Below are 25,669 nucleotides of genomic sequence, written 5' to 3' on the forward strand. Positions count from 1 at the left end.
ATTCTCTCCTCACCGGCCGAGCATGTTGGAGACAGCCCTCCTCTCTAGATGCTTCTTGAAAACGGGGGGCCGGCGGTTTGGTTCCAAAAACGTCGCCCAGTCAGGGCACCGGATGAGCGGAAGCTGATTGCCCAGGCCCCATTGGAGGTCTTATGCTCTGCGGCCAGTTCTCTGGGTTTTCGTGGAAGGTGGCGCCGTCTTGGAAATCACCGCTCTGCTGATCTTCGCCGGCGCCCTGCTGGTCGCAGCCGGCTCGCCCGGCCCCAGCATTGCCGCCCTGGTGGCGCGCGTGCTCGCCGGCGGCTGGCGCGGCGTGCTGCCCTTCATCGCCGCCATGTGGATCGGCGAGGCGATCTGGCTTACGCTCGCGGTCTGGGGACTCGCCGCCATCGCCGAGAGTCTCCAACTGCTGTTCACCATCATCAAGTACCTCGGCGTCGCCTACCTCGCCTACCTCGCCTGGCGCATGTGGACGGCGCCGGTAGCGGTGGACGCCGAGATCCTGCCTAAGGCGCGCTCGGCATGGCGGATGTTTGCCGCCGGCATGGCGGTCACCCTCGGCAACCCGAAGATCATGGTGTTCTACCTCGCCCTGCTGCCGGCGATCATCGACCTCAAGGGTGTGACCGTGGTCGGCTGGCTGGAGCTGACCGCGACCATGGTCGTGGTGCTCGCCGCCATCGACCTCGCCTGGGCCGGGCTTGCCGCCCAGGCGCGCCGGGTGCTGCGCTCGCCACGCGCGGTGCGCGCCGCCAACCGGGTGAGCGCCGGCGTCATGGCTGGCGCCGCCGCCGCCATCGCCACGCGCTAGAAGCGTTTCTCCCGGCCCGGTGTCCCGCGATTTCCTCAAGGCCATGGGCTGGGCCGTCCTCGGCAGCTTCCTCTTCGCGCTGATGTTCTGCCTGCCCAAGCTGACCAGCGAGGCGGTTCCGCCGGTCGAGATCGCCTTCCTGCGCTACTTCGCCGGCTTCCTCACCATCCTGCCGTTCTTTCTCCAGCGTTACGGCGCGTCCCAGGCGGTGCCGGAACTCCTCGGCACGGCCAAGCGGCGGCTCAACCTGCTGCACATGCTGCGCGCCGGCTGCGGCGTCGCCAGCGTCGCCTTCGGCAGTTACGCCGTGCTGAACATCCCGGTCGCCAATGCCCAGGCCATCGCCATGACCAACGGCGTCTTCGCCGTGGCGCTGGCCGCCGTGTTCCTGCGCGAACGCGTGGCCTCCCGGGACTTCGTCGCCGGTGCCGTCTGCCTCACCGGCGCCATTGTCGTGGCGAGACCCGATCCCGACGCGCCGGGCTGGATCTCCCTGGGCGCGGCCGCCGCCCTCGTGCAGGCCTTGGCCTGGGGCAGCGAAGTGGTGCTGCTGCGCTTTGCCGCGGTGAACGATACGCCGCAGCGCACCCTCACCATCGTGAACGGCAGCGCCGCGCTCGGGCTCGCGGTCTTCACCGCCTGGGCCTGGGACCGCCTGCCGCTCCCCGACCTGCTGATCCTGCTGGCCATGGGCCCGATCGCCATCTTCGGCCAGTACTGCAACATCCTCGCCTACAGGGCGGCGGAAACCGCCAAGCTGGTGCCGATCAAATACAGCGGCCTGGTCTTCGCCGCACTGCTGGGACTGCTTTTCTTCGGCGAGTCGCCGCGCCCGGCCGCCATCCTCGGCGCTGCGATGATCGTCGGCGGCGCGCTCTTCCTCGCCCGCCACAAGCCGGTGCAGACGGCGGCCGCGCTCAGGCCCTAGCACGCAGCGGTCGATCCGACTAAACTCCGCCGCGAGCCATCTTCTCCAAGCACCATCAGGTACTCCCCATGGACATGCGCAAGCTGGGCCGCAGCGGCCTTACCGTCTCGCCGATCTGCCTCGGCACCATGATGTTCGGCGACCAGACCGACGAGAAAGAGGCCAAGCGGATTATCGATCACGCGCGCGATGCCGGGGTGAACTTCATCGACACCGCCGACCAGTACGGCAAGGGCAAGTCGGAGGAAATCGTCGGCCGCGCCATCGCCAAGGACCGCGACGCCTGGGTGCTGGCGACCAAGGCCGGCAATCCGGTGAACGACACCCACGCCAACAACCAGGGCCTCAGCCGCAAGTGGCTGTTGAAGGCGATAGACGACAGCCTTTCCCGCCTGAAGCTCGATCACGTCGACATCTGGTATCTGCATCTCGACGACTACTCGACGCCGCTGGAAGAGGCGGTCAGTGCCGTCGCCGACGTGCTGGGCCAGGGCAAGGCGCTTTACTGGGGCGTCAGCAACTTCCGCGCCTGGCGCATTGCCGAGCTGGTGCACCTGGCCGAGGCCGCCGGCATCGACAGACCGGTGGTCTGCCAGCCCTACTACAACGCCATGAACCGCATGCCGGAGGTCGAGATCCTGCCCGCCTGCGAGTACCACGGCCTGGGCGTGGTGCCCTACAGCCCGCTGGCCCGCGGCGTGCTGACCGGCAAGTACGCGCCCGGCAAGGCAGCGCCCAAGGGCAGCCGCGCCGGCCGCAAGGACGTGCGTATGCTGGAGAGCGAGTTCCGCGAGGAATCCCTCGTCATCGCGCAGAAGATCAAGGCGCACGCCGAGAAGAAGGGCATGACGGCGGCCGATTTCGCGGTGAACTGGGTGCTGGCCAATCCCATCATCACCTCGGTGCTGGCCGGCCCGCGCACCCTGGAGCAGTGGAAGGGTTATCTCGGTGCCCTCGACCACGGCTTCGATGAAGACGACGAACGCCTCCTCGACTCCCTGGTCGCGCCCGGCCACCCCTCGACGCCGGGCTACAGCGACCCGCGCTATCCGCTCACCGGCCGCCCGGTGTGGTGAGCCAACGAGCTAAAGCCGCGTTCAATCCCCCACCGCGCGCTTGAACACGGTCTCCAGGTCGTCGATGGGAACGAACTCCGTTACCTGCTGGCTCATGGAAACAGTGTCGAAATCGACCAGGGCGTCGCGGGCGGTGGCGCCGATGATGCCGTCGGCGGTCACGCCGTCGCTCGAGAGCGGCAGGGCCAAGCGCTCGCCCATGGCGATGCGGTCGGCGCAGCGGTAGACCGGGCCGGAGGCCAGCAGCGCCACCTGCTCGCCGATCACCTTCAGGAAGTTACGCTGGGTCGCGACGTACCGGTCGCCGACGACGAAGTCGGACAGGAGGCGCCCGGCGACCGAGCCGCCGAAGATCTCGTTCACCTCCTCGCCCGCCAGGCGGTAGCGGAAGCTGCCGGAGGCCGGATCGTAGGTATTCACCCAGATGATCGGCAGCACAGGGCCGAGGCGCGTCGCGTCGATGTCGCGCCGTGCGGGCATGCGCTTGCCGCCGCGCACTTCGAGATAGTGCTCCAGCAGCAGCCGCAGACGCGGATTTCTAATCGCTAACGGCATGGCGTCCCACTCTGCCCTGCGTGAGGGGGCGGCACCCCCTGACCGATCAGCCAGATATAGCACGGATGTCCTTAAGGATTGATACCCCAGAGCGGACAAAAACGCCGGCCGGCTGGACCTTTTCCGGCGGCCCTGCCAGGATGCCGGCCATCATCGGTCCTCCCGTTCGCCCCATGCTGGAAACCGCCCTCGTCGCCACCACCACGTTCTTCGCGACCATCGGCCCGCTCGACGTGGCGGCGCTGTTTGCCGCGCTGACGCCCAACAACACGACGCGCGAGCGCCGTGCCATCGCCCTGAAGGGCACGCTGATCGCGCTCTGCATCCTGCTGCTCTTCGCCCTCTTCGGCGATGCCCTGCTGCACCTCTTCGGGATCTCCCTGCCGGCGCTCAGGACAGCCGGCGGCATCCTGCTGCTGCTGATTGCCATCGACATGGTCTTCGCGCGGCCCTCCGGGGGCGTCACCACCACCGAGGACGAAAACCGCGAGGCCACGGCCAAACAGGACATCTCGGTCTTTCCGCTGGCAACACCGCTGCTCGCCGGTCCCGGCGCCATGGGCGCGACCATCCTGCTGGTGGCTGATGCGGAAGGCGACCCGGCGACCGTCGCCATCGTGGTGGGCTGCCTGACAGCCATGCTGCTGGCCACCTTCATCCTCATGCTCATCGCCGTCCAGATCCAGCGCCTGCTGGGCGTCACCGGCCTGCACGTGGTCTCCCGCGTGTTCGGCGTACTGCTGGCGGCGCTGGCAGTGCAGTTCGTCTTCGACGGCATCGCCTCGAGCGGCCTCCTGAAATGACGGGACTCAGGCGGCGCTGATCCCGCCGTTCACCGAGATCGCCTGCCCGGTGATCTTCGCCGCCGCCGGGCCGGCCAGGAAAACGATCAGCTCGGCCAGGTCCTCCGCCGTGGTCGGGCCGAGGGCGGCCAGGCCACGGGCCTTCTCGAATAGCTTCTGCGAGAAACTGCCCTCGGCCATCAGCCGCCCCGTCAGCGCCGCTCCCTCGACCAGCGAGGGCGTCACCGCGTTGGCGCGAATGCCATTGCGCCGCCCCTCGATGGCCAGCGTGCGGGTGAACTGCACGATGCCGGCCATGACCGCGCCGATGACGCTCTCGCCCGGCGTCGCCACCTTGGCGGCGTCCGAGGCGACGGTGACGATACAGCCGCCGCCTTGTTTCATCATCACCGGCAGCACAGCGCGGCAGGCGTTCAGCGTCGGCGCCAGGTCCTGCAGCAGGGTCTGGTTGATCTGCCCGATGGGCTGGCGGAACAGCAGCTCCGGTAGGTTGTTGCCGCCGGGCGAGCAGACCAGCAGGTCGATGCCGCTCATCGCTGCGGCCGCCTGCTTCACCATGCGCTCGACCGCCGCGCCGTCGCTGCAGTCGCAGGGCAAAGCGCCGATGTCCGCCTCAGCGTAGACGCGGGCGAGCTCGTCGACGGCGACGGCCGCGCGGTGGCGATCGCGCCCGACCAGCCTGAGCCGCGGCACCCCCTTATGAAGCAACGCCGTCGCCGCTGCAAAGCCGATGCCCGAAGTGCCACCGACAATCACCGCCGCCATTTCCGAGAATTGCTTGGGCGCCACAGTCATGCTCTGCCTCCTGCCGGAATCCCTGCCCGCAAAGGACCAGTTTCCGCGCCGCCGCGCAAGAAGCGGATAGAGGGCGGTACGCGGCTCCTGCTTTCCTGCCGCCAGCCGCATAGAATCCGGAGTTCTTCCATGTCCAGCCTGCGTTTCATCGCCCTCGACAGCGACCTTGTCCAAGCCTGGCGCGCCGGCGCCGCCGACGCCAACGGCCAGGCCCCGGAGCGCCAGGTCTCCGACGGCGGCGGCAACCCCTGCCGGCACTGTCTCAACGACATCGCCGAGGGCGCGCCCATGCTGGTGCTGGCGCACCGCCCCTTCCCGGCGCCACAGCCCTATGCGGAACTCGGCCCCATCTTCGTCCATGCCGAGGACTGCCCGCGTTACCGCGAAACCGCGCCTGTGCCGGCGATTTTCACCCGACGCGAGGCCATTCTCATGCGCGGCTACGGCGCCGACGACCGCATCGTCTACGGCACCGGGAAGGTGATTCCGACCGAGGAGATCGGATCGCGCGCCGCTTTCCTGTTCCAGCGCCCGGAGATCGCCTACCTCCACCTGCGCTCGGCCAGCAACAACTGCTACCAGTGCCGCATCGAGCGGGGATGAGGAAAGCCCCTCACCCTCCCGCTGAGACGAGCCCCTCCCTCTCCCTCGAAAGGGAGAGAGCCAAAAGACAAACCCTCTCCCCCGGTGGGAGAGGGTTGCGCAGGCTTGGCAAGCGAAGCGAGCCTAGCCGAAGCTGGGTGAGGGGGAAGCGGCGCCCCTAAAACGCCGCTTCCTTCATCGCCATCAGTGGGGCCTTGCCGGCCATGATGGCGGAGAAGTGGCCGGAGCTCTTCGGCAGGAGGCGCTGGAAGAAGAAGCGCGCGGTCGCCAGCTTCGCCTCATGGAAGCCCGTCGGGTCATCGTCCAGCTTTGCCAGGCTGACCTCGGCCATGCGGGCCCAGAGGTAGGCCAGTGCCGTATAGGCAAAGAGATTCAGATAGTCCGTCGCCGCGGCGCCCGCCTCCTCCGGATCCCTCATGCCCTGCTGACCGATCCACAGGGTCGACTGCTGCAGGCGGCTGAGCGACTTCGCCAGAGGTGCGACGAACTCGGCCAGCTCCGGCTTCTCCATGCCCTGTTCGATGTAAGCTTGAACAGGGTGGAAGAAGCGGCGCAGCAGACGGCCCATGTTCTGGCCCAGCTTGCGGCCGACCAGGTCGAGCGCCTGGATGCCGTTGGCACCCTCGTAGATCTGCGCGATACGCGCGTCGCGCACCAGCTGCTCCATACCGTACTCGCGGATGTAGCCGTGGCCGCCGAAGACCTGCATGCCGATGTTGGTCACCTCAAAGCCGGCATCCGTAAAGAAGGACTTGATGATCGGCGTCATCAGCGCGACGAGATCGTCGGCCTCCTGCCGTGCCGCTGCGTCGGGATGCTTCTCGGCCACGTCGACGGCGATGGCGACCCACAGAGCGAGTGCCCTTGCGCCCTCGTTGAGCGCACGCATGGTCAGCAGGTTCTTGCGCACGTCGGGGTGCACGATGATCGGGTCGGCGGGCTTCTCCGGATAGGCCGGCCCGGACAGCGCACGGCCTTGCAGGCGTTCCTTCGCATAGGCCGCTGCCGACTGGTAGGCGGTTTCGGCGAGCCCCAAGCCCTGAATGCCAACGTCGAGGCGGGCGACGTTCATCATGGTGAACATCTTGGCCATGCCGCTGTGCGGTTCGCCGACCAGGTAGCCTTCCGCCTGATCGAAGTTCATCACGCAGGTCGAGGAAGCCTTGATGCCCATCTTGTGTTCGATGGAGCCGCAGGCAACGCCGTTGCGCGCGCCCAGGCTGCCGTCCTCCTTTACCAGGGACTTCGGCACGATGAACAGCGAGATTCCCTTGGAGCCTTCCGGCGCATCGGGCAGCTTGGCAAGCACCAGGTGAACGATGTTCTCGCTCATGTCGTGCTCGCCGGCGGAGATAAAAATCTTGGTGCCGGTGATCCTGTACTTTCCGTCACCGGCGGGTTCCGCCTTAGTGCGGATGAGGCCCAGGTCGGTGCCGCAGTGCGGCTCGGTGAGGCACATGGTGCCCGACCAGCGGCCGTGAATCATGTTGGGCAGGAAGGTCTTCTTCTGATCCTCGCTGCCGTGCAGCTCCAGGGCGTTGCAGGCGCCGTGGGTCAGGCCCGGATACATCCCGAAGGAGATGTTGGAGGAGCAGATCAGCTCGGTCATGACGAACTGCAGGGTCTTGGGCAGGCCCTGGCCGCCGTGCTCGGGCGGCAGCGAGAGGCCGTTCCAGCCGGCCTCGCAGAAGGCCTCGTAGAGGTCCTTGAAGCCCTGGGGCGTGCGCACCACGCCGTTCTCGAAGGTGCAGCCTTCCTCATCGCCGGAGCGGTTCAGCGGCAGGAGCTCGTTCTCGCAGAACTTCGCGCCTTCCTCCAAAACGGCGTCGACCAGCTCGCGGTTCGCCTCCTCATAGCCGGGCAACGCCGCCACCCGTCCCTCATAGTCGAAGAGGCCATAGAGCAGGTAGCGGATGTCGTCGAGCGGCGCCTTGTAACTCACCATCGTCCTGTCCTCAGTTCCGCAGCGGCTTGCCGGTTTCCAGCATGTGCTCCACACGTGCCAGGGTGCCCGGCGTCTTCACCAGGCGCATAAAGGCGGCGCGCTCCATCTTCAGGATGGCGTCCTCGCTCGTCGGCTCGGTGAAGTCTGCCTTCGCCCCCCCGGTCAGCACCTCGGCCAGCGTCGTCGCCACCACCATGTCGTGCTCGGTCGCCTGGCCCTTGGCGTGAAGATCGCGCAGGGCAAAGGCGAGCGAGGCCTTGCCCGAGGGGCCTGGCAGGAAGAGATCCACCGGCGCCGGGGGCTGGTAGCCCTCCACCAGTTCCAGCGCGCGCTGCTTGGCGTCGGCCAAAAGGCGCTCGCGGTTGAAGGTGATCTGGTCGCCGGCGCGCAGGAACCCCAGTTCCTTCGCCTCGTAGGCGGACTTCGCCACCTTGGCGAGGCCGATGGTCTCGAAGGCCGCGGCGACCGGCGGCATCGGCCCCTTGGGCCGCCGCGGGTCGGCGGCGTAACGGGCCAGCAGCTCCTTGCAGCCGCCCCACGCCGGCACCACGCCGACGCCGGCCTCGACCAGGCCGATGTAGCTTTCGGCGTGAGCTTGCACGGCGTCGGAGGCCAGCAGGATCTCGCAGCCGCCACCCAGCGCCAGACCCGAGGGCGCGGCCACCACCGGAAAGGGCGCGCGCTTCAGCGCGGTGTAGACCTTCTGGCCCTCGGCCACCATGTCCTCGATGGTCGGCCAGGCGCCGACGTTGGCGGCGAACATGGCGAGGCCCAGGTTGGCACCGGCGGAGAAGTGCGTTCCCTCGTTGTAGACGACCAGCGCCTTATGGCCCTTCGGCACGATCTCCAGCGCCTTGGCCATGATCTTGAACACCTCGGGGTCCATGGTGTTCATCTTGGTGTGGACCTCCAGGCAGACGACGCCGTCACCGATGTCCCACAGCGAGGCGGAGCCGTTCTTCGCCAGCGGCGCGCCTTGCAGCTTCACGTCGGACAGCAGCAGCACACCCTCGGCGCGCTCGACGTTCGCGTACCCGCCGTCAACCGTCAGGTATTGCAGCCGGCCGTCCTTGACCCGGTAGAAGCCTTCCGTCTCGGCTGCTTTCTGCAGCAGCGGCGGGACATCGCGGCCCTCGTCGGTCAGGCGCTGGGCCACGTCCTTCGCACCCAGCTTGTCGAGCAGTTCGAAGGGGCCGAATTTCCAGTTGTAGCCGGTGCGCAAGGCGCGATCGACCGCGGGAATGTCGTCGGCGATTTCCGGCACCAGGGAAGCGGCGTAGGCCAGCACCTGCGACATCACCGCCCAGGCGTAGAGCCCCCCTCTATCGCCGTGCGCCACCAGCGCCTTGGCGCCGCCGTGCCGGGCGGCGGAGACCGATCCCAGCGAGACCTTGGCCGCCGGCGCATAGTCGCCCGTCTTCAGGTCGACGGCTTCCTTCACCTTGCCGCCGTCCGCGCGGTTCAGGCGGTAGAAGCCGCCCTTGCCCTTCCTGCCCGTGTAACCCTCGGCGATCAGCTTATCCAGCAGCGGAAAAGGCCGGCGCAGGGCGTGGTAGGCATCGTCCGGCGGCAGCGTCGCCGCCAGCGAGGCATCGACCTTCGGCATCAGATCCAGACCGACAAGATCCAAAAGGCCGAAGACACCGGTCTTGGGAATGCCGAGCGGGCGACCGAGAACGGCATCGGCGTCCTCCACCGTAATGCCGCGCTCCAGGGCTTCGACGGCTGCGCACTGCAGCCAGAAGGAGCCGATGCGATTGGCGACGAAGCCCGGCGTGTCCTTGCAGTGCACGATCGCCTTGCCCAGCACGCGGTCACCGAAGGCGGCGATCTCCGCCACCGCCTCGGGCCTGGTCTTCTCACCGGCGACCAGTTCCAGCAGCGCCATGTAGCGCGGCGGATTGAAAAAGTGAGTGATGAGAAAATCCCTCGCGAATCGCTCGGGCAGGCCCTCGGTCAGCAGCTTCAGCGGCAGGGTCGAGGTGTTGGAGGAAACGACGGAGCCATCCTTGCGCACCTTCTCCAGGCGCTGGTAGAGATCGCGCTTCACCTTCGGATCTTCCAGCACCGCCTCGACGATCCAGTCGCAGCCGGCGAGCTTGTCGAAATCGTCTTCCAGGTTGCCGGGCGTCACGAGGTTCGCCGCGCGCTTCCACATGAAGGGCGCCGGGTCGGCTTTCAGCATTCTTGCAATGGCACCCCTGGCCAGCGCGCTGCGGTCATCAGCACCCCCGGGAGCCCCGGGCGGCACGATGTCGAGCAGCAGCACCGGCACCCCGGCGTTGGCAAGATGCGCGGCGATGCCGGCGCCCATGACGCCGGCGCCGATCACGGCCGCCTGGTTGATGGCCATCTACGCGGCCTCCAGGATGGTGGCGATGCCCTGGCCGCCGCCGATGCACTGGGTTGCGAGGGCGAACTGCTTGCCCTCGCGCTGCAGCAGCGCCGCGGCCTTACCGGTGATGCGCGCGCCGGTGGCGCCCAGCGGATGGCCGAGCGCGAGGGCCCCGCCGTCCAGGTTGGCCTTTTCCAGATCAAGGCCCAGTTCGTCGGCGCAGGCCAGCGCCTGGGCGGCGAAGGCCTCGTTCAGCTCGACGATGTCGAGATCTTTCACGGTGAGGCCGGCGCGCTTCAGCGCCTTGTTGGTCGCCGCCACCGGGCCCATGCCCATGACGTCGGGATCGCAGCCGGCGACGGCGATGGACCTGATGCGGGCCAGCGGCTTGAGGCCGTGCGCCTTGGCGTAGTCCTCCGAGGTCACCAGCACCGCCGAGGCGCCGTCGGTGAGCGGCGAGGAGGTCGCCGCCGTGACGCTGCCATCGGTGGCGAAAGCGGGCTTCAGTCCGGCCAGTGCCTCCAGCGAGGTGTCGGCGCGGATGCAGCCGTCGGCATCGACTGTAGCGCCGTTCAGCTGCATCGCCACGATCTCGTCCTTCAGCTTGCCGGCACCCTGCGCCGCGGCCGCCTTGCGGTGGCTCTCGACGGCGAGCTCTTCCTGGCGCGCCCGGGTGATCTGGTGGCGCCGCGCCACGTTCTCCGCCGTCTCGCCCATGGAAATGTAGGCGGCCGGGAAGCGCTCGGCGAGGCCAGGATGCAGCAGCGGATTGAAACCGGCCATGGGCACGCGGCTCATGGACTCGATGCCGGCGCAGAGGAAGGCCTCGCCGGCGTCCATCTGGATGCTGCCGGCGGCCATGTGGATCGCCTGCATCGAGGAGCCGCAGAAGCGATTCACCGTGGTACCCGCGACGGCGATCGGCAGTTCCGCGAGAAAGCCAATGAGGCGCGCGACGTTCAGGCCCTGCTCGCCTTCGGGAAAGGCGCAGCCGACGATGAGGTCCTCGACGTCCTTGGGATCAACGCCGCTGCGCTCCAGCAGGCCGCGCACCACCTGCGCCGCCATCTCGTCAGGGCGCAGCTTCACCATCTCGCCCTTGTGCGCGAAGGTGAAGGGCGAGCGGGCATAGCCGGCGATCACAACGTTTCTCTGCATCATCAAAGACCTTTCGTCTTTTCCAGCGGCGGCGGGTCGCCCGCCGGGCCTTTCTCACTCTCTGCCTCAGGACTTTGACCGAGAGCCGCGTGCTTTGCACGCTCCTCGGCGATGAGTTCCTTCTTGGACAGCTTGCCGATGATGGTTTTCGGCAGCGCGTCGCGGAACTCCACCTGGCGCGGCATCTCCATCGGCGAGAGCTTGTCGGCAAGAAAGGTGTGCAGCGCCTCGACCGTCAACTCTTCGCCGTCCTTCAGGCAAACGAAGGCCTTGGGCACCTCGCCGCGGTAGCTGTCGGGCACACCGCAGACCGTCACCTCGGCAACGGCCGGGTGGCGGTGAATGGCTTCCTCAATGTGGCGTGGATACACCTTGTAGCCGCCGGTGACGATGACTTCCTTCAGGCGGTCGATCAGGTAGGTGTAGCCGTCCTCGCCCATGAAGCCGACGTCGCCTGTATGCAGCCAGCCGTCGCGCAACGTCTCGGCGGTGGCTTCCGGACGCTGCCAGTAACCGGCCATAACCTGCGGGCCTCTGAGACAGATCTCGCCCTTCTCGCCCAGCGGCACCTCGCTATTGCGGTCGTCCAGCGATCGGATGACGATCTCGGTGCCCGGCAGCGGCAAGCCGATCGAGCCCGGCTTGCCCATGCGCGTGATGGGATTGCAGGTCACCACCGGCGAGGCTTCCGATAGCCCATAGCCCTCGAAGAGGCGCCCGCCGGTCAGATTCTCGAAGCCGACGCGTACCGGCAGCGGCAGCCCGGCGCCGCCGGAAATGCTGTTCTCGATACAGGAGAGGTCGTAGCGCTCCAGCTTCGGGTAGTGCAGCAGGGCGTTGAACAGCGTCGGCACGCCGGGGAAGAAGGTCGGCTGCTTGCGCGCGATGGTCTTCAGCAGGGTCTCGATTTCGAAGCGCGGCAGCAGAATGATCTCCGCGGCGATGCGGATCGCCAGGTGCATGTTCACCGTCATGGCGAAGACGTGGAACAGCGGCAGCACCGCGAGCACCCGCTGCTCGCCGGAGCGCACGCCGATGAACCAGCGGTGCAACTGGCTGGCGTTGGCGGAGATCGACCCGTGCGTCAGCATGGCGCCCTTGGGCGAGCCGGTGGTGCCGCCGGTGTACTGTAGAACCGCCACGTCGCCGATGGTCACCTCCGCAGGCGTGAAGGCGCCGTCGTTGTCGATCAGCTGCGCGAAACGGAAGAAGCGCTCGTCGCCCGGCGGTATCTTCGCCAGTTCGCCGCGCTTGGCGATGGCGAAAAGCTGGCGCGTCGGGAAGCGCAGGATCTCGCCCATGGTGCCGACGATGACTTTCCTGAGCGCGCTCTGCTTCTTCGCGCCGGACCCCAATGCCGAGACCAGCTTGGGCAGAAGGAGTTTCAGGTCGAGCGTGACGGCGAACTCGGCGCCGGAGTCGGCCAGCAGTTCGTGGACCTCCTCCTCGGCGTAGAGCGGGTTCACGTTCACCACGATGCCGCCCAGCTTCATGACGGCGAAATAGCAGATGACGTAATAGGGCGTGTTGGGCAGGAACAGCGCCACCCTTGTGCCCTTCATCACCCCCAAGTCCTCCAGCCCCTTGGCGGCGCGGGCGACGAGGTCGCCGACGTCCGTATAGCTGTAGGATCGCCCGAGGAAATCGAGGCAGGGCCGCGGGCCGTAGTCGGCCACCGCGCGGTCGAGGGCTGAGAACAGCGGTTCCTGCAGCACCGGCTCGGCCCAAGAGAGCTCCGCTGGATAGCTGCGCTCCCAGGGATGCTGGTCCGCCTGCCGGACGCCCGCTTGGCCGTCCGCCCTACCCCCGCCGTCTAAACCGCTGACTTCAGGCCCCAAGGTCAAGGCGCCCTCTCATAAGGTTCCCGCCTCCCATGCGGACGGCACCATCGGCCGCGGCCCGCCGGGAGGCGCAGCAGGCCGCTTACGTCCTAACGCAAGAGTAGCGCCGAACTCCCTTAAGTTCGGTAAGCACCCTTGCCCTGGGGGCACATCCTGGCGCCCGCAAGGTAAAGCAGCCGTTAACCATAAAGGTCGGCTGTTTTCGACCCCGTTTCAAGGGCGTAGCGATGTGATCCCTCGCCTCCGGAAATAGGGAGAGGGGCAACAACTCGGCTCGGGACTTCCCCTCACGGCCGTAGCGCCGCCGCCCCCCGCAGGCAGCCCCGGCGCAGGTCGTCGAGCGCGCGGTTGGCCGCGGCCAGCGGCAAAGCCGGCGTCGCGGCCGCGACGCGGACCACGTCAGCGATAAATCAGCGTCGGCAGGAACATGGAGAGCTGCGGGATGAAGGTGACCAGCAGCAGCACCGCAACCAGCGGGATGAGGAAGGGCGCCGTTGCCGTCACGCAGCGCTCGAAGGGCACGCCGGAGACCCGCGACAGCACGTAGATCACCATGCCGACCGGCGGCGTCAGCAGGCCGATCATCAGGTTCAGCACCATGATGACGCCGAAGTGCACCGGGTCGATGCCCAGCTTCACCACGATGGGCAGCAGAACCGGCACCAGGATGGTGATCGCCGCGATGGTCTCCATGAAGCAGCCGACCACCAGCAGGATGACATTGATCATCAGCAGGATCAGAACCGGGTTCTCGGTGATGGTGAGGATCAGCGCGGCGAACTGCTCGGTCACGCGGTTGCTGGTGAGGATCCAGGCGAAGATCGACGCGGCGGCGACGATGAACATCACCACCGCCGTGGTCTCGATGGTGTCGAAGCTGACGCGCAGCAGGCGCCGGAGGGTCAGCGTGCGGTAGACCGCGACGCCGAGGAAGAGGGCATAGGCCGATGCGGCGATGGCCGCCTCGGTCGGCGTGAAGATGCCGCCCAGGATGCCGCCGACGATAATGATCGGAGTCAGCAGCGACAGGAAGGCGCGCTGGAAGCTGCCCCACAGCACGGCGAGCGAAAAGCGCGCGTCGCGCGGGTAGTTCCGCGCGCGGGCGTACCAGGCGACCATGATCATCAGCGAGGCCGCCATCATCAGGCCGGGGATGAAACCGGCGGCGAAAAGCTGGCCGATGGAGGACGAAGCCACCACGCCGTAGATCACCATGGGCAGCGAGGGCGGGATGATCGGGCCGATGGTCGACGACGCTGCGGTGACACCGACCGAGAAGTCGGGGTCGTAGCCGGCATCGCGCATCGCCTTGATCTCGATGGTGCCAAGGCCGCCGGCATCGGCCACCGCGGCGCCCGACATGCCGGCGAAGACGACGCTGGCGCCGATGTTCACGTGGCCCAAGCCGCCGCGCATCCAGCCGACGCAGGCCTTGGCGAAGTCAAAGATGCGGTTGGTGATGCCGGCGGTGTTCATCAGGTTGCCGGCTAGGATGAAGAAGGGCACCGCCAGCAGCGGAAAAGAGTTCACCCCGTTGATCATGCGGTGCATGACCACGAGGTCCGGCACCTGGCCTGCAAGCAGGATGAAGGCCAGCGAGGAGAGTGCGAGCGCGATGGCGACCGGCACGCCGAAGATCAGCAGCCCGAAGACCATGACGAAGAGCAGTGCCAGCAGCATGCGGGGAGGCTTCCGTTCAGTCGATGAGCTGGCGTTCGGCGGGGCGCGTCAGGACGCTGTAGCCCTGGCGCCAGTGCCGCCAGGCCAGCCGCAGAGCATAGAACGTCATTGCCACGAACGCGGCGAAGACGATCCAGTAGATGACGTCCTTGCCCATCTCCAGCGAGGTCATCTTCTGGTTTGTCTTGAGCGCCAGTTTCGCGGTGATCCAGGCGGCGGCGAAGAAGAAGCCGATGCGCAGCAGGTCGACCAGCGTCGAGCACACACGTCCGCCGGCGCCGGGCAGATAGCGGTAGAAGAACTCGACGGCGATGTGGGTGTTCTTGCGCACCGCGAGCGCGGCGCCGACGAAGGTCACCAGCACCAGCAGATAGCGCGCGATCTCCTCGGTCCAGCCGATGGAGTCATTCATCACGTAGCGGGAGAAAAACTGCAGGAAGACGACCCCGGCCAGCGCCCAGAACAGCACGAGCACGATGCTGTCCTCCGGACGGATGTCGGAGAGGTCGACGGGTTCGTCCTCAGCCTGCGGAAAATGGGGAGGCGCCTTAGGCGCCTCCCCGCCATAGTCTTTTCCAGGGCCGTCCGTACTTTGGGCCATGCGACGGTCTTTGGAGTCCGGGAGGTTACTGGATGGCCTGCAGCTTGTCGTAGGTCGCCTGGTCCCAGGTCGCGGCCGGGCCGTTGTGCAGCGGCACCACCGCCTCGCGGAAGACGGCACGGTCAACCTCGTTCACCGTCTTGCCCTGGTCGCGGAACCACGCCACCAGGTCCTGCTCGGCCTTGACGATATCGTTGGTGCAGTTCTCAGCCGCTTCCCGCAGCACGTCGCCCAGCACCTTCTTCTCGTCATCGGAAAGGCTGCTCAGGGTCGAGCCGGAAACGATCGTCATCAGCGCGTCGGTGATGTGGCCGGTGAGCGTGATGTAGTCCTGGACCTCGTAAAACTTCTTGAACTGGATGGTCGGCAGCGGGTTCTCCTGCGCGTCGACCACACCCTGCTGCAGGGCGAGATAGACCTCGGCAAAGGCGATCGGCGTCGGATTGGCGCCGACGGCTTCCGGGAACATCTTGTAGAGCGGCGCGTTGGGCACGCGGATCTTCAGGTTCTTCATATCGTCCGGCGTGGCGATCTCCTTGTTCGAGGTCACGTGGCGCTGGCCGTAGTAGGTCAGGGTGACGACCTCGTTGCCGGTTTCGTCGCGGTAGCCGCTGGCCATGTCGCGGAACAGGTCGCTGTCGCGGTAGGCCGCCCAGTGCTTGAAATCGCGGAACATGTAGGGCGACCCGCCGATGGCGATCGGCCCGTAGGAGCGCCCGGCGAACAGCTGGCCGGTATAGATGATGTCGACGGTGCCGAGGGTCAGGCCCTCATTGATGTCGACCTCGTTGCCCAGCGAGGAGGCCGGGAAGACCTCCATCTCCAGCGCGCCGTCCGAGCGCTTCTTCAACTCTTCGGCGGCCCACTCGGCCCAGGTGTGATAGGGCGAGGCAGTCTCGTAGACATGCGCCCACTTCAGGGTGCGCGCCGCGGCATCGCCGCCGGCGCCGAAAATCACGCCGGCCGCCAGGGTGGCGGCGGCAACGGCCAAAACGGAAGACTTCAGGGAAATCCGCATGCTTTCCTCCCAATTTAGGGCGCCGGCAGAGCGGCGCGGGCCGCCTTTTGCGGCGGTTTTCATTGCTTCTGTCGGCGATTTCTGCGGCCCGGGCAAATTGGCCTGACCACCTGACAGCTTGACCTTTCTAACAGACCTCATCACCTTATGGCGAGAGGAAATCGCGCTTCCGGTCGCTTGACCGCAGGCCAGGACAGTCGGGGTACGCGGCCGCCATGCCGGTCGAGATGATACAAACCAAGAGACTTTTCCAACAGGTCTACGAACAACTCGCCGGGCTCATCGCCGGAGGCGAGTTTCCCCTGGGCGAGCGCCTGCCGGCCGAGCGCGACCTCGCGCGCCAGCTGGGTGTCAGCCGCGCCACGGTGCGCGAGGCGATGATCGCGCTGGAACTTTCCGGCCTGGTCGAGGTGCGCGTCGGCGCCGGCATCTTCGTAGCACGCGACAAGCCGCTGACCCGCGGCAGCGCCGACGAGGAAGAGATCGGCCTCGGCCCCTTTGAGATCCTGGAGGCGCGCCGCACCATCGAGTGCGCGGTCGCCTACTTCGCCGCCCAGCAGATCCAGGACAGCGACATCGCCGAGCTGGAAGCCGCGCTGGCGGTGATGGAGGAAGAACACCGCACCGGCTTCAAGACCGAGAACGGCGACCGCAGCTTCCACGTCGGCATCGCGCGGGCGACGCGCAACAGCGCCCTGGTGCGCACTGTCGAGTCGCTGTGGGATCTGAAATATCGCGCGCCGATGTGGGCCAAGCTCCACGAGCGGGTGCGCGCCGCCCTGCTGCGCCCGGCCCTCCTCAGCGACCACTGGCAGATCCTGGAGGCGTTGCGCCGCCGCGATCCCGTGGCCGCACGCGACGCCATGGACGCCCACCTGGTGCAGGTGGCCGAGGACCTGCTGCGCATCTCCGAGGCGGAATTCATCGGCGAGGTCGCCGACGAAGACCGCCAGCGCGGCCGCCGCGCCGTCGGGCGCTGAAGCGACACAGAATGCCGGCATTACCGGCCAAACGAAGAACCTAAGGACTCAAGGAAGATGACAGGGCCGACAACAGGGCCGAAGACCGCCAGCCTCACGATCCGGCTGGCCCCCAGCGACAACGTGGTGGTGGCACGCGCCGATCTGCTGGAAGGCACCACCGTTGGCGGCGAAGGTGTCTCCGTGCGTGGACGGGTGCCGACCGGCCACAAGCTGGCGACCCGCACCATCGCCGTGGGCGAGGCGGTCGTGAAGTACGACCAGGTGATCGGCTTTGCGACGCAGGCCATCCAGCCCGGCGACCATGTCCACGTGCACAACTGCGGCATGGCGGAGTTCGACCGCGATTACGCCTTTTGCGAGGGCGCCAAGCCGACGGCGATGGTGCCGGAGGATGAGCGCGCCACTTTTCAGGGCTACCGCCGCGCCGACGGGCGCTGCGGCACGCGCAACTACATCGGCATCCTCACTTCGGTGAACTGCTCGGCCACCGTCGCGCGCTACATCGCCGAGGCCTTCAACAGGACCGGCATCCTGGCCGACTACCCGAACATCGACGGCGTCGCCGCCTTCGTGCACTCGACCGGCTGCGGCATGGCCGACAGCGGTGACGGCTATGAGGCGCTGCAGCGCACCCTCTGGGGCTACGCGCGGCATCCCAACTTCGCCGGCATCCTGATGGTCGGCCTCGGCTGCGAGGTGAACCAGATCCCCTTCTTGCTCGACGCCTACGGCCTCACGCGCGGCGAACGCTTCCAGACCCTGACGATCCAGGAGACCGGCGGCACCCGCCGCACCGTCGACGCGGCCATCGAGCGCATCACGGCGATGCTGCCGGCGGCCAATGCGGCTGTGCGCGAGACCTGCCCGGCCAGCGAACTGACCCTCGCGCTGCAGTGCGGCGGCTCCGACGGCTACTCGGGCATCACCGCCAACCCGGCGCTGGGTGCCGCCGCCGACCTGCTGGTGCGCCACGGCGGCACCGCCATCCTCAGCGAGACGCCGGAGATCTATGGCGCCGAGCATCTCCTGACCCGCCGCGCGGTCAGCCGCGAGGTCGGCGAGAAGCTCATCCAGCGTATCCGCTGGTGGGAGGACTACACGAAGCGAAACGGCGGCGAGATGAACAACAATCCCTCGCCCGGCAACAAGGCCGGCGGGCTCACCACAATCCTGGAGAAATCGCTCGGCGCCGCCGCCAAGGGCGGCACCACCAACCTGGCGGGTGTCTACAAATACGCCGAGCCGGTAACAGCCAAGGGCTTCGTGTTCATGGACAGCCCCGGCTACGACCCCTGCTCGGTCACCGGCCAGGTCGCCTCCGGCGCCAACGTGGTGTGCTTCACCACCGGGCGCGGCTCGGTCTTCGGCTTCAAGCCCTCGCCCTCCATCAAGCTCGCCACCAACACCCCGATGTATGCGCGCATGAGCGAGGACATGGACATCAACTGCGGCGGCATTGCCGACGGCGACAAGAGCGTCGAGCAGGTCGGCCGCGAGATCTTCGACAAAGTGCTGGAAGTCGCCGGCGGCACGCCCTCGAAGTCCGAGGCTTTGGGCTTCGGCGATGCCGAGTTCATCCCCTGGCAGATCGGAGCGGTGATGTGAGCGAGGCGCGTGTGAGCAGCGCGGCGCCGGCCACTGCCGCAAACGAGGGCGACGGCTATGTCGCCGCGCGCGTCGAGACCGGCGATCTCTCGCGCTTCGTCGTCGCGGTGCTGCAGGCGGCCGGCGCCGACGCGCCCTCGGCGGAGAACACCGCGCGCGCCCTAGTCGGCGCCTCGCTGCGCGGCGTCGACAGCCACGGCGTGCGCCTGCTGCCGCACTACGTGAAAGTGTTGGAAGGCGGCCGCGTGAAGGGCCGGCCGGCGATGCGCTTCGAAAAGCGCGCCGCGGCGGTCGGCCGCCTGGATGCCGACCACGCGCTGGGCACCGCCGCGGGCTACCGTGCCATGGAGGAGGCAATTGTACTGGCCGAGGAAGCCGGCGTCGGCGCGGTCAGTGTCTTCAACTCCTCGCACTTCGGCGCCGCCGGCGCCTACAGCCTGGCGGCCGCCGAGGCCGGCTACATCGGCATGGCCTTCTGCAACGCCAACGATGCGGTGCTGCCGCACAGCGGCCGCGAGGCCTTCCACGGCACCAACCCGATCAGCTTTGCGGTGCCGGTCGACGGCGAGCGGCCCTACCTCATCGACATGGCGACCAGTTCGATCCCCTATAACCGCATCCTGCAGTACCGCGCGCTGGACCGCGAGTTGCCGGATGACGTGGTGGTCGACGGCGCCGGCCGCGTCACCCGCGATCCGCAGGCGGCGGAATCGCTGCTGCCGCTGGGCGGCGCCGGCTATGGCTACAAAGGCGCCGCGCTGGCCGGCATGGTCGAGATCCTCTCTGCCGTCCTCAGCGGCATGCGCCTCGACCACGAGATGGCCGACATGTTCAATTCCAGCTGGTCGGAGCCGCGCTGCCTCGGCCAGTTCTTCCTCGCCATGAAGCCCTCGGCCTTCATCGACGCGGCGACCTTCCAGGCACAGATGCGTCGCTACCTCGGCGCCCTGCGCGGCCAGGACGCCCTGCCCGGCACGCGCGTGATGGCGGCCGGCGACCGCGAGTGGGCGGTGGAGCGCGCGCGCGGCGCCGACGGCGTTCCGCTCGACACCCACAACTGGCAGGTCTTCGGAGAACTCTCCACCCGCTTCGCCGTCCCGCCGCTCAGCGCGCTGTAGCCGACGGCGGCGGCATCATTCGAATTTGAGCACCGTCCTGGCGTGGGCGGCGCGCAGGCGGCGCAGCAGGAACCCGAGGAACAGCAGCACGCCGGCAAACTCCAACGTCTCTTCCAGGGTGGTCAGCATCCGGTAGTGCAGCGTGGCGATGCCGCCGGTCTCTGCTTCGGCGCCGCCCAGCATCTCCATCCCGATGGCTCCGGACAGAAATACGATCGCGGAGCTGACCAGCAACACGCGGTCGAACCCCTTGAAGCTGAGGATGAAGGGCACGAAGCAGATCAGCCCGGCGACGCAGACGATCAGCGCCGGAACGGTCCAGGCGAAGTAGAAGAGACCACTGTTGTCCATCCGCGCGCTCAGCAAAGCCGACAGCCCCTCGTGCAACGTTGCGATCTCGTCGAGCGAAAGTACCGCGAAGATTGCCGTCAGGATGAACCACGGCAGGGCCTTGAGGCGGCTTTGGCTGTTCACCTGCAGCCCGATGAGCAGCAGCAGCAGTGCACAGAGCGACAGCAGGCTGGTCGAATACCAGGTCGGCAGGCTGGCTTCGGTGTCGACGTCGAGCCGGTAGATCCGGTCGCTGAAGCCGGCCTCCGGCGCCAGAAAGATCAGCAGGTCTTGCACCAGGCTCAGCAGTACGATCAACGCGGCGGCAGCCCAGAGGATTCCCATGATGGGGCCGAGGCGGATGGTCACGCCCTGGCGCCCTTGGCCCAGTTCGGCGGCCATGCGCCGGGCTTCTGCCGGCAGGCGGTCCCGTTCGGCGCCGGCGGGATCTACGAGAGAAGAGTCGGTCAGGGAGAGCGCGGGCTGTGGCATTTGGGGGAGCTCCTTGCGAAGTCGCATCGATGCCTCACCTGGCAGTCTGCGTCACCGAAGCGTCATCGATTTGTAATAATCCTGTGTCCAGCGAAAGCACCAGACCGTCTGCGCGCGAACAATCGCGCGCAGAGTCCCCTTCATGACGAGGGCTTGTGCGGTGCTAAAGATCCGGCTTCGCGCAGGCCCCTCGTGGAAACCACGCGCCCGCCGCAGGGGCCGGCAGCGCCGCCGCGGTCGGCTTGCGCGCGGCAAAGCGGCGCCAAGCCTGTTCGTGGAAGAAGAAGACTACCGTGTTCACCGCCGGCTCAATCAGGGCGACCCCGGTCGAGATGGCGACGGAGCCGGTCAGCAGGTAGGTGACAGTGAAGCCAACGCTGAAGTGCAGCACGGCGAAGGTCACCGTTTTCACCAGGTCCAGGCTCATTTCCGGTCTCCTCGTGGGCGACCCCGGGCGCCGGATGTGGGACGGTTTCCGGCAGGGCGCGATTACCATGTAGCACGATTGCGAATTATTCGCAATTGGAATCATTCCAAAATATGTGCTATTGAACTGCTTTCAAGGGGTGCCTCCCCCAGACTTTGAAGAGCGGCTGAGCGGCCGGATTGCCGTTCGCCGGCGTTTCCCGGCGGCAGCATTCTTGCCGCCTGCCCCGGCACTTGCTTTGATGGGCGGGGGCAGAGCCAACCGACCGGGGCGCGGCGGCGAAGCTGGAAGCGCCAGCAGCGTGGGGCAAGCCTGCGTGTAACAAGGGGACGAACAATCATGCGGAAGATGACGGTCATCGTGGCGGCACTTGCTGCCGGCCTGTTGGCGTGGGCCGCTCCGGCGGCGGCGCAGGTCTCGACGCTGACCAAGGTTTTGGAATCGGGCAAGCTGCGCGTCGGCACCACCGGCGACTGGAATCCGATGTCGATGAAGGACCCGGCGACCGGCGACTACGCCGGCTTCGACATCGACGTGATGACGGAACTCGCCCGGGACCTCGGGGTCGAAATCGAATTCGTGCCGACCGAATGGAAGACGCTGGTGCCCGGCATCGTCGCCGACAAGTACGACATCTCCACCAGCGCCTCGATGACGACCCAGCGCATCCGCAGCGTCGGCTTCACCAGCGCCTACTACACCCTGGGTACCGTACCGATGACCCAGAAGAAGAATGCCGATCGCTTCACCACCTGGGAGGACATCAACCAGGAAGGCATCGTCGTCGCGGTGACCCTGGGCACCAGCCAGGAGCAGCAGGTGAAGACACTGTTCCCCAAGGCGACCATCCGCGCCATCGAAGCCCCGGCGCGCGATTTCCAAGAGGTGCTGGCCGGACGTGCCGACGTCTCGGTGACCAGTACCGTCGAGGCCTCCAAGCTGGTCGAGGTGCACGACGTGCTGATGATCGTGCCTGTCGAGGAACCGGCGGCCCCCACCGACATCGCCTTCCTCGTCGACCAGGACGACCAAGTGTGGCTGAACTACCTGAACCACTGGATCCGCATCAAGGAGAACGAAGGCTTCTTCGACAGCCTGCTCGAGAAGTGGATGCCGCTCAATTGATCGCCGCGTGAGCCGCCGGGCCCGCGCGGTGATCTCTCCCTCACTCCCTCTCCGGACGAGCCTGGCGCTCGCAGCCGCGCTGCTGCTGCTCACCGGCTGCGGCAGCGGCTGGGGCTGGTACGAGGTGTTGCCGACGACGCCGCGCGGGCGCGACAACTTCCTCTTCATGCTCAGCGGTTTCTGGCTGACCATTGCGATCTCCGGCACGGCGATCATGTTCTCCGTGCTCATCGGTCTCTTGGTCGCCCTGCCCGGCCTCGCCCGGGACAAGCGCCTGCGCTGGTTCAATCGCGTCTACGTCGAGATCTTCCGCGCCATCCCGATTCTGGTGATGCTGCTGTGGACCTACTACGGCCTGCCAATCCTGCTCGGCCTCTCGATGACCCCCTTCGTCGCCGGCGTGGTCGCCCTGGCGCTCTGCGACAGCGCCTTCGAGGCGGAGATCTTCCGCGCCGGAATCCAGTCCATCGAACGCGGCCAGATCGACGGCGCCGACTCTCTCGGCCTCAGCTACGTGCAGAAGATGCGCTTCGTGGTGCTGCCGCAGGCGATCCGCCGCATCCTGCCGGCGCTCGGCAACCAGTTCGTTTACATGCTGAAAATGTCGTCACTGGTCTATGTGCTGGGCCTGCCGGAGCTGACCCGCCGCGCCAACGAGCTCTCGGTCACCGTCTATCGCCCGCTGGAGATCTACTCCGTGCTGGTGCTGGAATACCTGGTGCTGATCCTGGTCGTCTCCTGGCTGGTCCGCCGCCTGGAGAAACGCCTGGGTGCCAATGTGCTACATGCGGGTGGCTGAGATGGCAGGGAAAAAGCCCGACATCGAAGCCGAGATCCGTTTTCTTTCCGTCAAAGAAAGCGGCGGTCCCGGCCCCTACCGCAGCGGCTTGCGGACAACGCACGACCTCGGCCACGGGGGCGCCTTGAGCGATGCGATGCACGTCTTCCAGGACAATGACCAGGTAAGCCCGGGCGGGACGGTGCTTTCACGGATGTCGTTCCTCGTCCCTGAAGTGGAGCAGGGCCGGCTCTACAACGGCTTCGCCTTCACGGTGCGGGAGGGCAACCGCATCATCGGCCACGGCCGCGTCACCAAGGTCCTGAATCAGGATCTGCAGCGGCGCTGACTCCTCACACCGCCGGCAGCACCCTTACCGCCTCGGCGCTGGCGAGGTAGAGGTGGTAGAGGCTAGAGGACGGCATGCCGTCGCGGATAACCTTGCCGCCGCGGTCCACCTGCTCGCGCCAGTCGGGCCGGTCGAGGCCGGCGAAGGTGGTGAACAGCGCTCCCAACAGCTTGCCCGCGCGCTCCAGCGCCTCCGCGTTGCCAAATCGTTCGTGTACGGCCAGACAGGCCTTCGCCGCCTCGGTCTGCGGCCACAATCTCTTGCTGCCGCCGTTCAGCACTCGTCCTTCCGCATCCAGCACCTCGAAGACAACACCATCGCTGTCGACTCCTCTGTCCCAGGCCCAATCGTAGAGCGGGCGCATCGCCCCGGCCGCGCTGTCGTCACCGGCCAGCGTTGCGTAGCGGTGCAGCAGCCAGGTCCACTCGAAGAAGTGGCCGGGCTCGCGCAGGCGCGTTCCTTCCTGCGGCATCTCCCGCCAGTCGCGGTCGAAGAACTCGATGAGTTGTCCAGCCTCGGCATCGAAGAAATGACGATTGAACAGCGCGTACATCTGCCGTGCATGATCGAGCCACAAAGCATCCCCGGAGACTTCGTGCAGCGCGAGAAAGGCTTCCAGCATGTGCATGTGCGGGTTCTGGCGCCGCGGCAGCGGCGCCCACCCGCCGGGCGAGACCTGGTGTTCGGCATAGCCGTTGAAGACGCCGCCATAGCGGCGCGCCAGCGCCTGCTCCAGAAAGGCGGCGGTCTGATGTGCACGCCGCAGCACCGCCGGCTCACCGGTGGCCCGGTAGAGCCAAGCCATGGCGAGCAGCAGGAAGGCGTGATCGTAGCTGTCTTTCATCGGATCCAGCACACCGCCGCCGCACCGCAAGCGGTGAAACCAGCCGCCCTCGGCGCGGTCCCAGGCGTGCTCTTCCAAGAAGGCGAAGGCGCGCCGCGCCGCGGCCAAGCCGACATCGCTGATCCCGGTCGCCGCGGCATGGCTGAACACGTAGATCTGCCGCGCCTGCACGCGCACCCGCGTGTAATCCTCCTGCGTCGGCAACCCAGGGGATTTGGAATCCGACGGTTCAAATTTTTCGACGAAGGCCCCGTGAGCGGCGTCGAAACCCTGCACGGCCCAGAACGGCAGCAGAATCTCACTGAGCCAGTGCCGCAACCGGACCCCGGAAAAATCGGGCGCAGAGATCGGGTCGGGCTGTGGCATTTTTGGACCGAACGTTTTCCTGCTGGGGCGGTCTGGGGTGCCGCCTGCATACTGCGATGTGAAAGCCAAGGCAAGCGAACGAGCCCCAGGCACTTCAGGCAGCAGGCACTTCCGATAGCAGATGCCAGCAGCCGGTTGCATCCTAGAGGCCGGTAGGTAGTATTGCGCAGGCTCTGGATAACCCGCCCGGCCATCCTGCCCCATTGGGAGGGACGCCGGCAAAGCTTGGGGGCTTTGCAGCGGCGGTGACTCTTCTTCAGGCTTTGTACCGTTTTCAACGGCTTGGCGCAGATTGTCCCACCGGTCCGGGGCGCTGCGCCGCCGAACGGGATGAGTGGGGGTGATGACGGCCAATCAAAAGGTTTCGGGCGGCACAGGCTACGCGCTGGAGCGTATCGGAATTTTCCGCGACCTCGATGCGCGTGAGATCGAACGCCTGACCCAGCGGGTCAACTGGCGAAACTACAAAGCCCACCAGCAGATCATCGGCCACCAGGACGCCTCCACCGACGTCTATTTCATGGTCTCCGGCACCGTGCGCGTCATCCTCTTTTCCAGCGCCGGGAAGGAAGTGGCATTCCGCGACATCCAGGCCGGTGAGTGCTTCGGCGAATTTGCCGCCATCGACGGCGCGCCGCGCTCGGCCAACGTCATTGCGCTGACCGACGTGATGATCGGCACGGTTTCGGCGGAGACCTTCCGCTCGATCCTGCAGGAATACCCGGCCGTCTCCATGGCCATGCTGACCTACCTGACCAAGATGGTGCGCTCCCTCAGCGAACGCATCTTCGAGTTCAGCACCTTGGCAGTGAAGAACCGCATCCATTCGGAACTGCTGCGCCTGGCACGCGAGGGAGAGCGCGACGGCAACACCGCGCGCATCTCGCCGGCGCCGACCCATGCCGACATCGCCGCGCGCATCAGCACCCATCGCGAGGCGGTGACCCGCGAGCTGAACGATCTGACCAAGAGCGGCCTTATCAGCCGTGACGGCCGGACGCTGATCATCAGCGACCTGGAGGAGCTGGAGCGCCTGGTCCACGAAGTGGCGGGGGATTGAGGTCCGCGAGGGACCGGCGGCTATGCTCTGCGCGCTTCCGGCA

24 protein-coding genes are annotated in these 25,669 nt (G+C 66.9%); 12 read left to right on the forward strand and 12 right to left on the reverse strand.

All coding sequences use genetic code 11. The features are described from left to right. Nucleotides 1-199 precede the first annotated feature (199 nt). From WDC82_RS20690 to WDC82_RS20700, 3 genes are all read left to right on the forward strand, one after another. Nucleotides 200-811 carry a LysE family translocator gene (locus tag WDC82_RS20690; protein WP_340119301.1) on the forward strand — a complete coding sequence of 204 codons (612 nt, stop codon included), beginning with the start codon at nucleotides 200-202 and terminating at the stop codon, nucleotides 809-811. 19 nt (nucleotides 812-830) lie between these two features. Next, complete coding sequence (locus WDC82_RS20695; RefSeq protein WP_340119302.1) at nucleotides 831-1,739, forward strand: DMT family transporter; 909 nt, start codon at nucleotides 831-833, stop codon at nucleotides 1,737-1,739. A gap of 68 nt (nucleotides 1,740-1,807) precedes the next feature. Then, a complete protein-coding gene (locus WDC82_RS20700) occupies nucleotides 1,808-2,815 on the forward strand; it encodes an aldo/keto reductase (protein ID WP_340119303.1) in 1,008 nt (335 codons plus the stop codon). A 21-nt stretch (nucleotides 2,816-2,836) separates the two neighbouring features. Here WDC82_RS20700 and WDC82_RS20705 read toward each other — a convergent pair whose 3' ends face one another. Continuing rightward, on the reverse strand, nucleotides 2,837-3,370 hold the full coding sequence (locus WDC82_RS20705) for a PAS domain-containing protein (protein ID WP_340119304.1): 534 nt from the start codon (nucleotides 3,368-3,370) through the stop codon (nucleotides 2,837-2,839). 140 nt (nucleotides 3,371-3,510) lie between these two features. Here WDC82_RS20705 and WDC82_RS20710 point away from each other — a divergent pair, with 140 nt between their 5' ends. After that, nucleotides 3,511-4,173 (forward strand): MarC family protein, encoded by a 663-nt coding sequence (locus WDC82_RS20710; RefSeq protein WP_340119305.1) that lies wholly within the window; start codon nucleotides 3,511-3,513, stop codon nucleotides 4,171-4,173. A gap of 6 nt (nucleotides 4,174-4,179) precedes the next feature. Here the strand turns inward: WDC82_RS20710 and WDC82_RS20715 are convergent, their stop codons facing one another. Next, nucleotides 4,180-4,968, reverse strand: a complete 789-nt coding sequence (locus WDC82_RS20715) for an SDR family oxidoreductase (protein WP_340119306.1) — start codon at nucleotides 4,966-4,968, stop codon at nucleotides 4,180-4,182. A 129-nt stretch (nucleotides 4,969-5,097) separates the two neighbouring features. On the opposite strand from WDC82_RS20715, the gene WDC82_RS20720 reads away from it, so the two are divergent. Further along, nucleotides 5,098-5,571, forward strand: a complete 474-nt coding sequence (locus WDC82_RS20720; protein WP_340119307.1) for a DUF1203 domain-containing protein — start codon at nucleotides 5,098-5,100, stop codon at nucleotides 5,569-5,571. 157 nt (nucleotides 5,572-5,728) lie between these two features. On the opposite strand, the gene WDC82_RS20725 is transcribed toward WDC82_RS20720, so the two are convergent. The 7 genes from WDC82_RS20725 to WDC82_RS20755 all read right to left on the reverse strand — a co-directional run bounded on the left by WDC82_RS20725 (nucleotide 5,729) and on the right by WDC82_RS20755 (nucleotide 16,149). Beyond that, nucleotides 5,729-7,516 carry an acyl-CoA dehydrogenase C-terminal domain-containing protein gene (locus WDC82_RS20725; protein ID WP_340119308.1) on the reverse strand — a complete coding sequence of 596 codons (1,788 nt, stop codon included), beginning with the start codon at nucleotides 7,514-7,516 and terminating at the stop codon, nucleotides 5,729-5,731. 10 nt (nucleotides 7,517-7,526) lie between these two features. Continuing rightward, nucleotides 7,527-9,869 carry a 3-hydroxyacyl-CoA dehydrogenase NAD-binding domain-containing protein gene (locus WDC82_RS20730; RefSeq protein ID WP_340119309.1) on the reverse strand — a complete coding sequence of 781 codons (2,343 nt, stop codon included), beginning with the start codon at nucleotides 9,867-9,869 and terminating at the stop codon, nucleotides 7,527-7,529. Next, on the reverse strand, nucleotides 9,870-11,012 hold the full coding sequence (locus WDC82_RS20735; RefSeq protein ID WP_340119310.1) for a thiolase family protein: 1,143 nt from the start codon (nucleotides 11,010-11,012) through the stop codon (nucleotides 9,870-9,872). Beyond that, a complete protein-coding gene (locus WDC82_RS20740) occupies nucleotides 11,012-12,724 on the reverse strand; it encodes a long-chain fatty acid--CoA ligase (protein WP_340119311.1) in 1,713 nt (570 codons plus the stop codon). Before WDC82_RS20740 ends, WDC82_RS20735 begins: the two co-directional genes overlap by 1 nt. 525 nt (nucleotides 12,725-13,249) lie before the next feature. Continuing rightward, nucleotides 13,250-14,530: a TRAP transporter large permease gene (locus tag WDC82_RS20745; RefSeq protein WP_340119312.1), complete on the reverse strand. Its 1,281-nt coding sequence runs from the start codon at nucleotides 14,528-14,530 to the stop codon at nucleotides 13,250-13,252. A gap of 16 nt (nucleotides 14,531-14,546) precedes the next feature. Then, entirely contained in the window at nucleotides 14,547-15,131 is a 585-nt protein-coding gene (locus WDC82_RS20750) for a TRAP transporter small permease (protein ID WP_340119313.1), read from the reverse strand. 25 nt (nucleotides 15,132-15,156) lie between these two features. Then, the gene (locus WDC82_RS20755; protein ID WP_340119314.1) at nucleotides 15,157-16,149 is read right to left on the reverse strand and encodes a sialic acid TRAP transporter substrate-binding protein SiaP; all 993 of its coding nucleotides are present in this window, start codon (nucleotides 16,147-16,149) and stop codon (nucleotides 15,157-15,159) included. A gap of 215 nt (nucleotides 16,150-16,364) precedes the next feature. Here WDC82_RS20755 and WDC82_RS20760 point away from each other — a divergent pair, with 215 nt between their 5' ends. From WDC82_RS20760 to WDC82_RS20770, 3 genes are read left to right on the forward strand one after another with little or no spacing between them, the layout of a single operon-like run. Further along, the gene (locus tag WDC82_RS20760; protein ID WP_340119315.1) at nucleotides 16,365-17,129 is read left to right on the forward strand and encodes a FadR/GntR family transcriptional regulator; all 765 of its coding nucleotides are present in this window, start codon (nucleotides 16,365-16,367) and stop codon (nucleotides 17,127-17,129) included. A 57-nt stretch (nucleotides 17,130-17,186) separates the two neighbouring features. Further along, nucleotides 17,187-18,737: an altronate dehydratase family protein gene (locus tag WDC82_RS20765; RefSeq protein ID WP_340119316.1), complete on the forward strand. Its 1,551-nt coding sequence runs from the start codon at nucleotides 17,187-17,189 to the stop codon at nucleotides 18,735-18,737. Next, nucleotides 18,734-19,855 carry an Ldh family oxidoreductase gene (locus WDC82_RS20770; RefSeq protein WP_340119317.1) on the forward strand — a complete coding sequence of 374 codons (1,122 nt, stop codon included), beginning with the start codon at nucleotides 18,734-18,736 and terminating at the stop codon, nucleotides 19,853-19,855. Before WDC82_RS20765 ends, WDC82_RS20770 begins: the two co-directional genes overlap by 4 nt. Before the next feature lie 15 nt (nucleotides 19,856-19,870). Here WDC82_RS20770 and WDC82_RS20775 read toward each other — a convergent pair whose 3' ends face one another. Together WDC82_RS20775 and WDC82_RS20780 are read right to left on the reverse strand one after the other, a co-directional pair. Next, entirely contained in the window at nucleotides 19,871-20,677 is an 807-nt protein-coding gene (locus WDC82_RS20775; protein WP_340119318.1) for a hypothetical protein, read from the reverse strand. A gap of 163 nt (nucleotides 20,678-20,840) precedes the next feature. Continuing rightward, the gene (locus tag WDC82_RS20780) at nucleotides 20,841-21,104 is read right to left on the reverse strand and encodes a DUF2061 domain-containing protein (protein ID WP_340119319.1); all 264 of its coding nucleotides are present in this window, start codon (nucleotides 21,102-21,104) and stop codon (nucleotides 20,841-20,843) included. Nucleotides 21,105-21,443: 339 nt separating this feature from the next. Here WDC82_RS20780 and WDC82_RS20785 point away from each other — a divergent pair, with 339 nt between their 5' ends. The 3 genes from WDC82_RS20785 to WDC82_RS20795 are packed head-to-tail and all read left to right on the forward strand — an operon-like array spanning nucleotide 21,444 to nucleotide 23,356. After that, a complete protein-coding gene (locus WDC82_RS20785) occupies nucleotides 21,444-22,229 on the forward strand; it encodes a transporter substrate-binding domain-containing protein (RefSeq protein ID WP_340119320.1) in 786 nt (261 codons plus the stop codon). 7 nt (nucleotides 22,230-22,236) lie between these two features. Then, nucleotides 22,237-23,028, forward strand: coding sequence for an amino acid ABC transporter permease (locus WDC82_RS20790; RefSeq protein WP_340119321.1), 792 nt, complete (start codon nucleotides 22,237-22,239; stop codon nucleotides 23,026-23,028). Then, nucleotides 23,015-23,356 (forward strand): hypothetical protein, encoded by a 342-nt coding sequence (locus tag WDC82_RS20795; RefSeq protein WP_340119322.1) that lies wholly within the window; start codon nucleotides 23,015-23,017, stop codon nucleotides 23,354-23,356. Before WDC82_RS20790 ends, WDC82_RS20795 begins: the two co-directional genes overlap by 14 nt. Before the next feature lie 4 nt (nucleotides 23,357-23,360). On the opposite strand, the gene WDC82_RS20800 is transcribed toward WDC82_RS20795, so the two are convergent. Continuing rightward, nucleotides 23,361-24,566, reverse strand: coding sequence for an AGE family epimerase/isomerase (locus tag WDC82_RS20800; RefSeq protein ID WP_340119323.1), 1,206 nt, complete (start codon nucleotides 24,564-24,566; stop codon nucleotides 23,361-23,363). Between the two features lie 343 nt (nucleotides 24,567-24,909). Here WDC82_RS20800 and WDC82_RS20805 point away from each other — a divergent pair, with 343 nt between their 5' ends. After that, nucleotides 24,910-25,626, forward strand: a complete 717-nt coding sequence (locus tag WDC82_RS20805; RefSeq protein ID WP_340119324.1) for a Crp/Fnr family transcriptional regulator — start codon at nucleotides 24,910-24,912, stop codon at nucleotides 25,624-25,626. Nucleotides 25,627-25,669: the final 43 nt, after the last annotated feature.

It is taken from the genome of Pelagibius sp. 7325, assembly GCF_037652055.1.
In the GTDB taxonomy this organism is placed as follows: Bacteria; Pseudomonadota; Alphaproteobacteria; order Kiloniellales; family Kiloniellaceae; genus Pelagibius.

Bases quoted from the DNA above. Each gene is read 5' to 3' on its own strand.
- WDC82_RS20780 (WP_340119319.1), bottom strand. From the start codon at position 21,104: ATGAGCCTGGACCTGGTGAAAACGGTGACCTTCGCCGTGCTGCACTTC.
- WDC82_RS20795 (WP_340119322.1), top strand. From the start codon at position 23,015: ATGCGGGTGGCTGAGATGGCAGGGAAAAAGCCCGACATCGAAGCCGAG.
- WDC82_RS20735 (WP_340119310.1), bottom strand. From the start codon at position 11,012: ATGATGCAGAGAAACGTTGTGATCGCCGGCTATGCCCGCTCGCCCTTC.
- WDC82_RS20755 (WP_340119314.1), bottom strand. From the start codon at position 16,149: ATGCGGATTTCCCTGAAGTCTTCCGTTTTGGCCGTTGCCGCCGCCACC.
- WDC82_RS20730 (WP_340119309.1), bottom strand. From the start codon at position 9,869: ATGGCCATCAACCAGGCGGCCGTGATCGGCGCCGGCGTCATGGGCGCC.
- WDC82_RS20700 (WP_340119303.1), top strand. From the start codon at position 1,808: ATGGACATGCGCAAGCTGGGCCGCAGCGGCCTTACCGTCTCGCCGATC.
- WDC82_RS20745 (WP_340119312.1), bottom strand. From the start codon at position 14,530: ATGCTGCTGGCACTGCTCTTCGTCATGGTCTTCGGGCTGCTGATCTTC.
- WDC82_RS20725 (WP_340119308.1), bottom strand. From the start codon at position 7,516: ATGGTGAGTTACAAGGCGCCGCTCGACGACATCCGCTACCTGCTCTAT.
- WDC82_RS20750 (WP_340119313.1), bottom strand. From the start codon at position 15,131: ATGGCCCAAAGTACGGACGGCCCTGGAAAAGACTATGGCGGGGAGGCG.
- WDC82_RS20785 (WP_340119320.1), top strand. From the start codon at position 21,444: ATGCGGAAGATGACGGTCATCGTGGCGGCACTTGCTGCCGGCCTGTTG.
- WDC82_RS20775 (WP_340119318.1), bottom strand. From the start codon at position 20,677: ATGCCACAGCCCGCGCTCTCCCTGACCGACTCTTCTCTCGTAGATCCC.
- WDC82_RS20800 (WP_340119323.1), bottom strand. From the start codon at position 24,566: ATGCCACAGCCCGACCCGATCTCTGCGCCCGATTTTTCCGGGGTCCGG.
- WDC82_RS20805 (WP_340119324.1), top strand. From the start codon at position 24,910: ATGACGGCCAATCAAAAGGTTTCGGGCGGCACAGGCTACGCGCTGGAG.
- WDC82_RS20760 (WP_340119315.1), top strand. From the start codon at position 16,365: ATGCCGGTCGAGATGATACAAACCAAGAGACTTTTCCAACAGGTCTAC.
- WDC82_RS20720 (WP_340119307.1), top strand. From the start codon at position 5,098: ATGTCCAGCCTGCGTTTCATCGCCCTCGACAGCGACCTTGTCCAAGCC.
- WDC82_RS20710 (WP_340119305.1), top strand. From the start codon at position 3,511: ATGCCGGCCATCATCGGTCCTCCCGTTCGCCCCATGCTGGAAACCGCC.
- WDC82_RS20765 (WP_340119316.1), top strand. From the start codon at position 17,187: ATGACAGGGCCGACAACAGGGCCGAAGACCGCCAGCCTCACGATCCGG.
- WDC82_RS20715 (WP_340119306.1), bottom strand. From the start codon at position 4,968: ATGACTGTGGCGCCCAAGCAATTCTCGGAAATGGCGGCGGTGATTGTC.
- WDC82_RS20705 (WP_340119304.1), bottom strand. From the start codon at position 3,370: ATGCCGTTAGCGATTAGAAATCCGCGTCTGCGGCTGCTGCTGGAGCAC.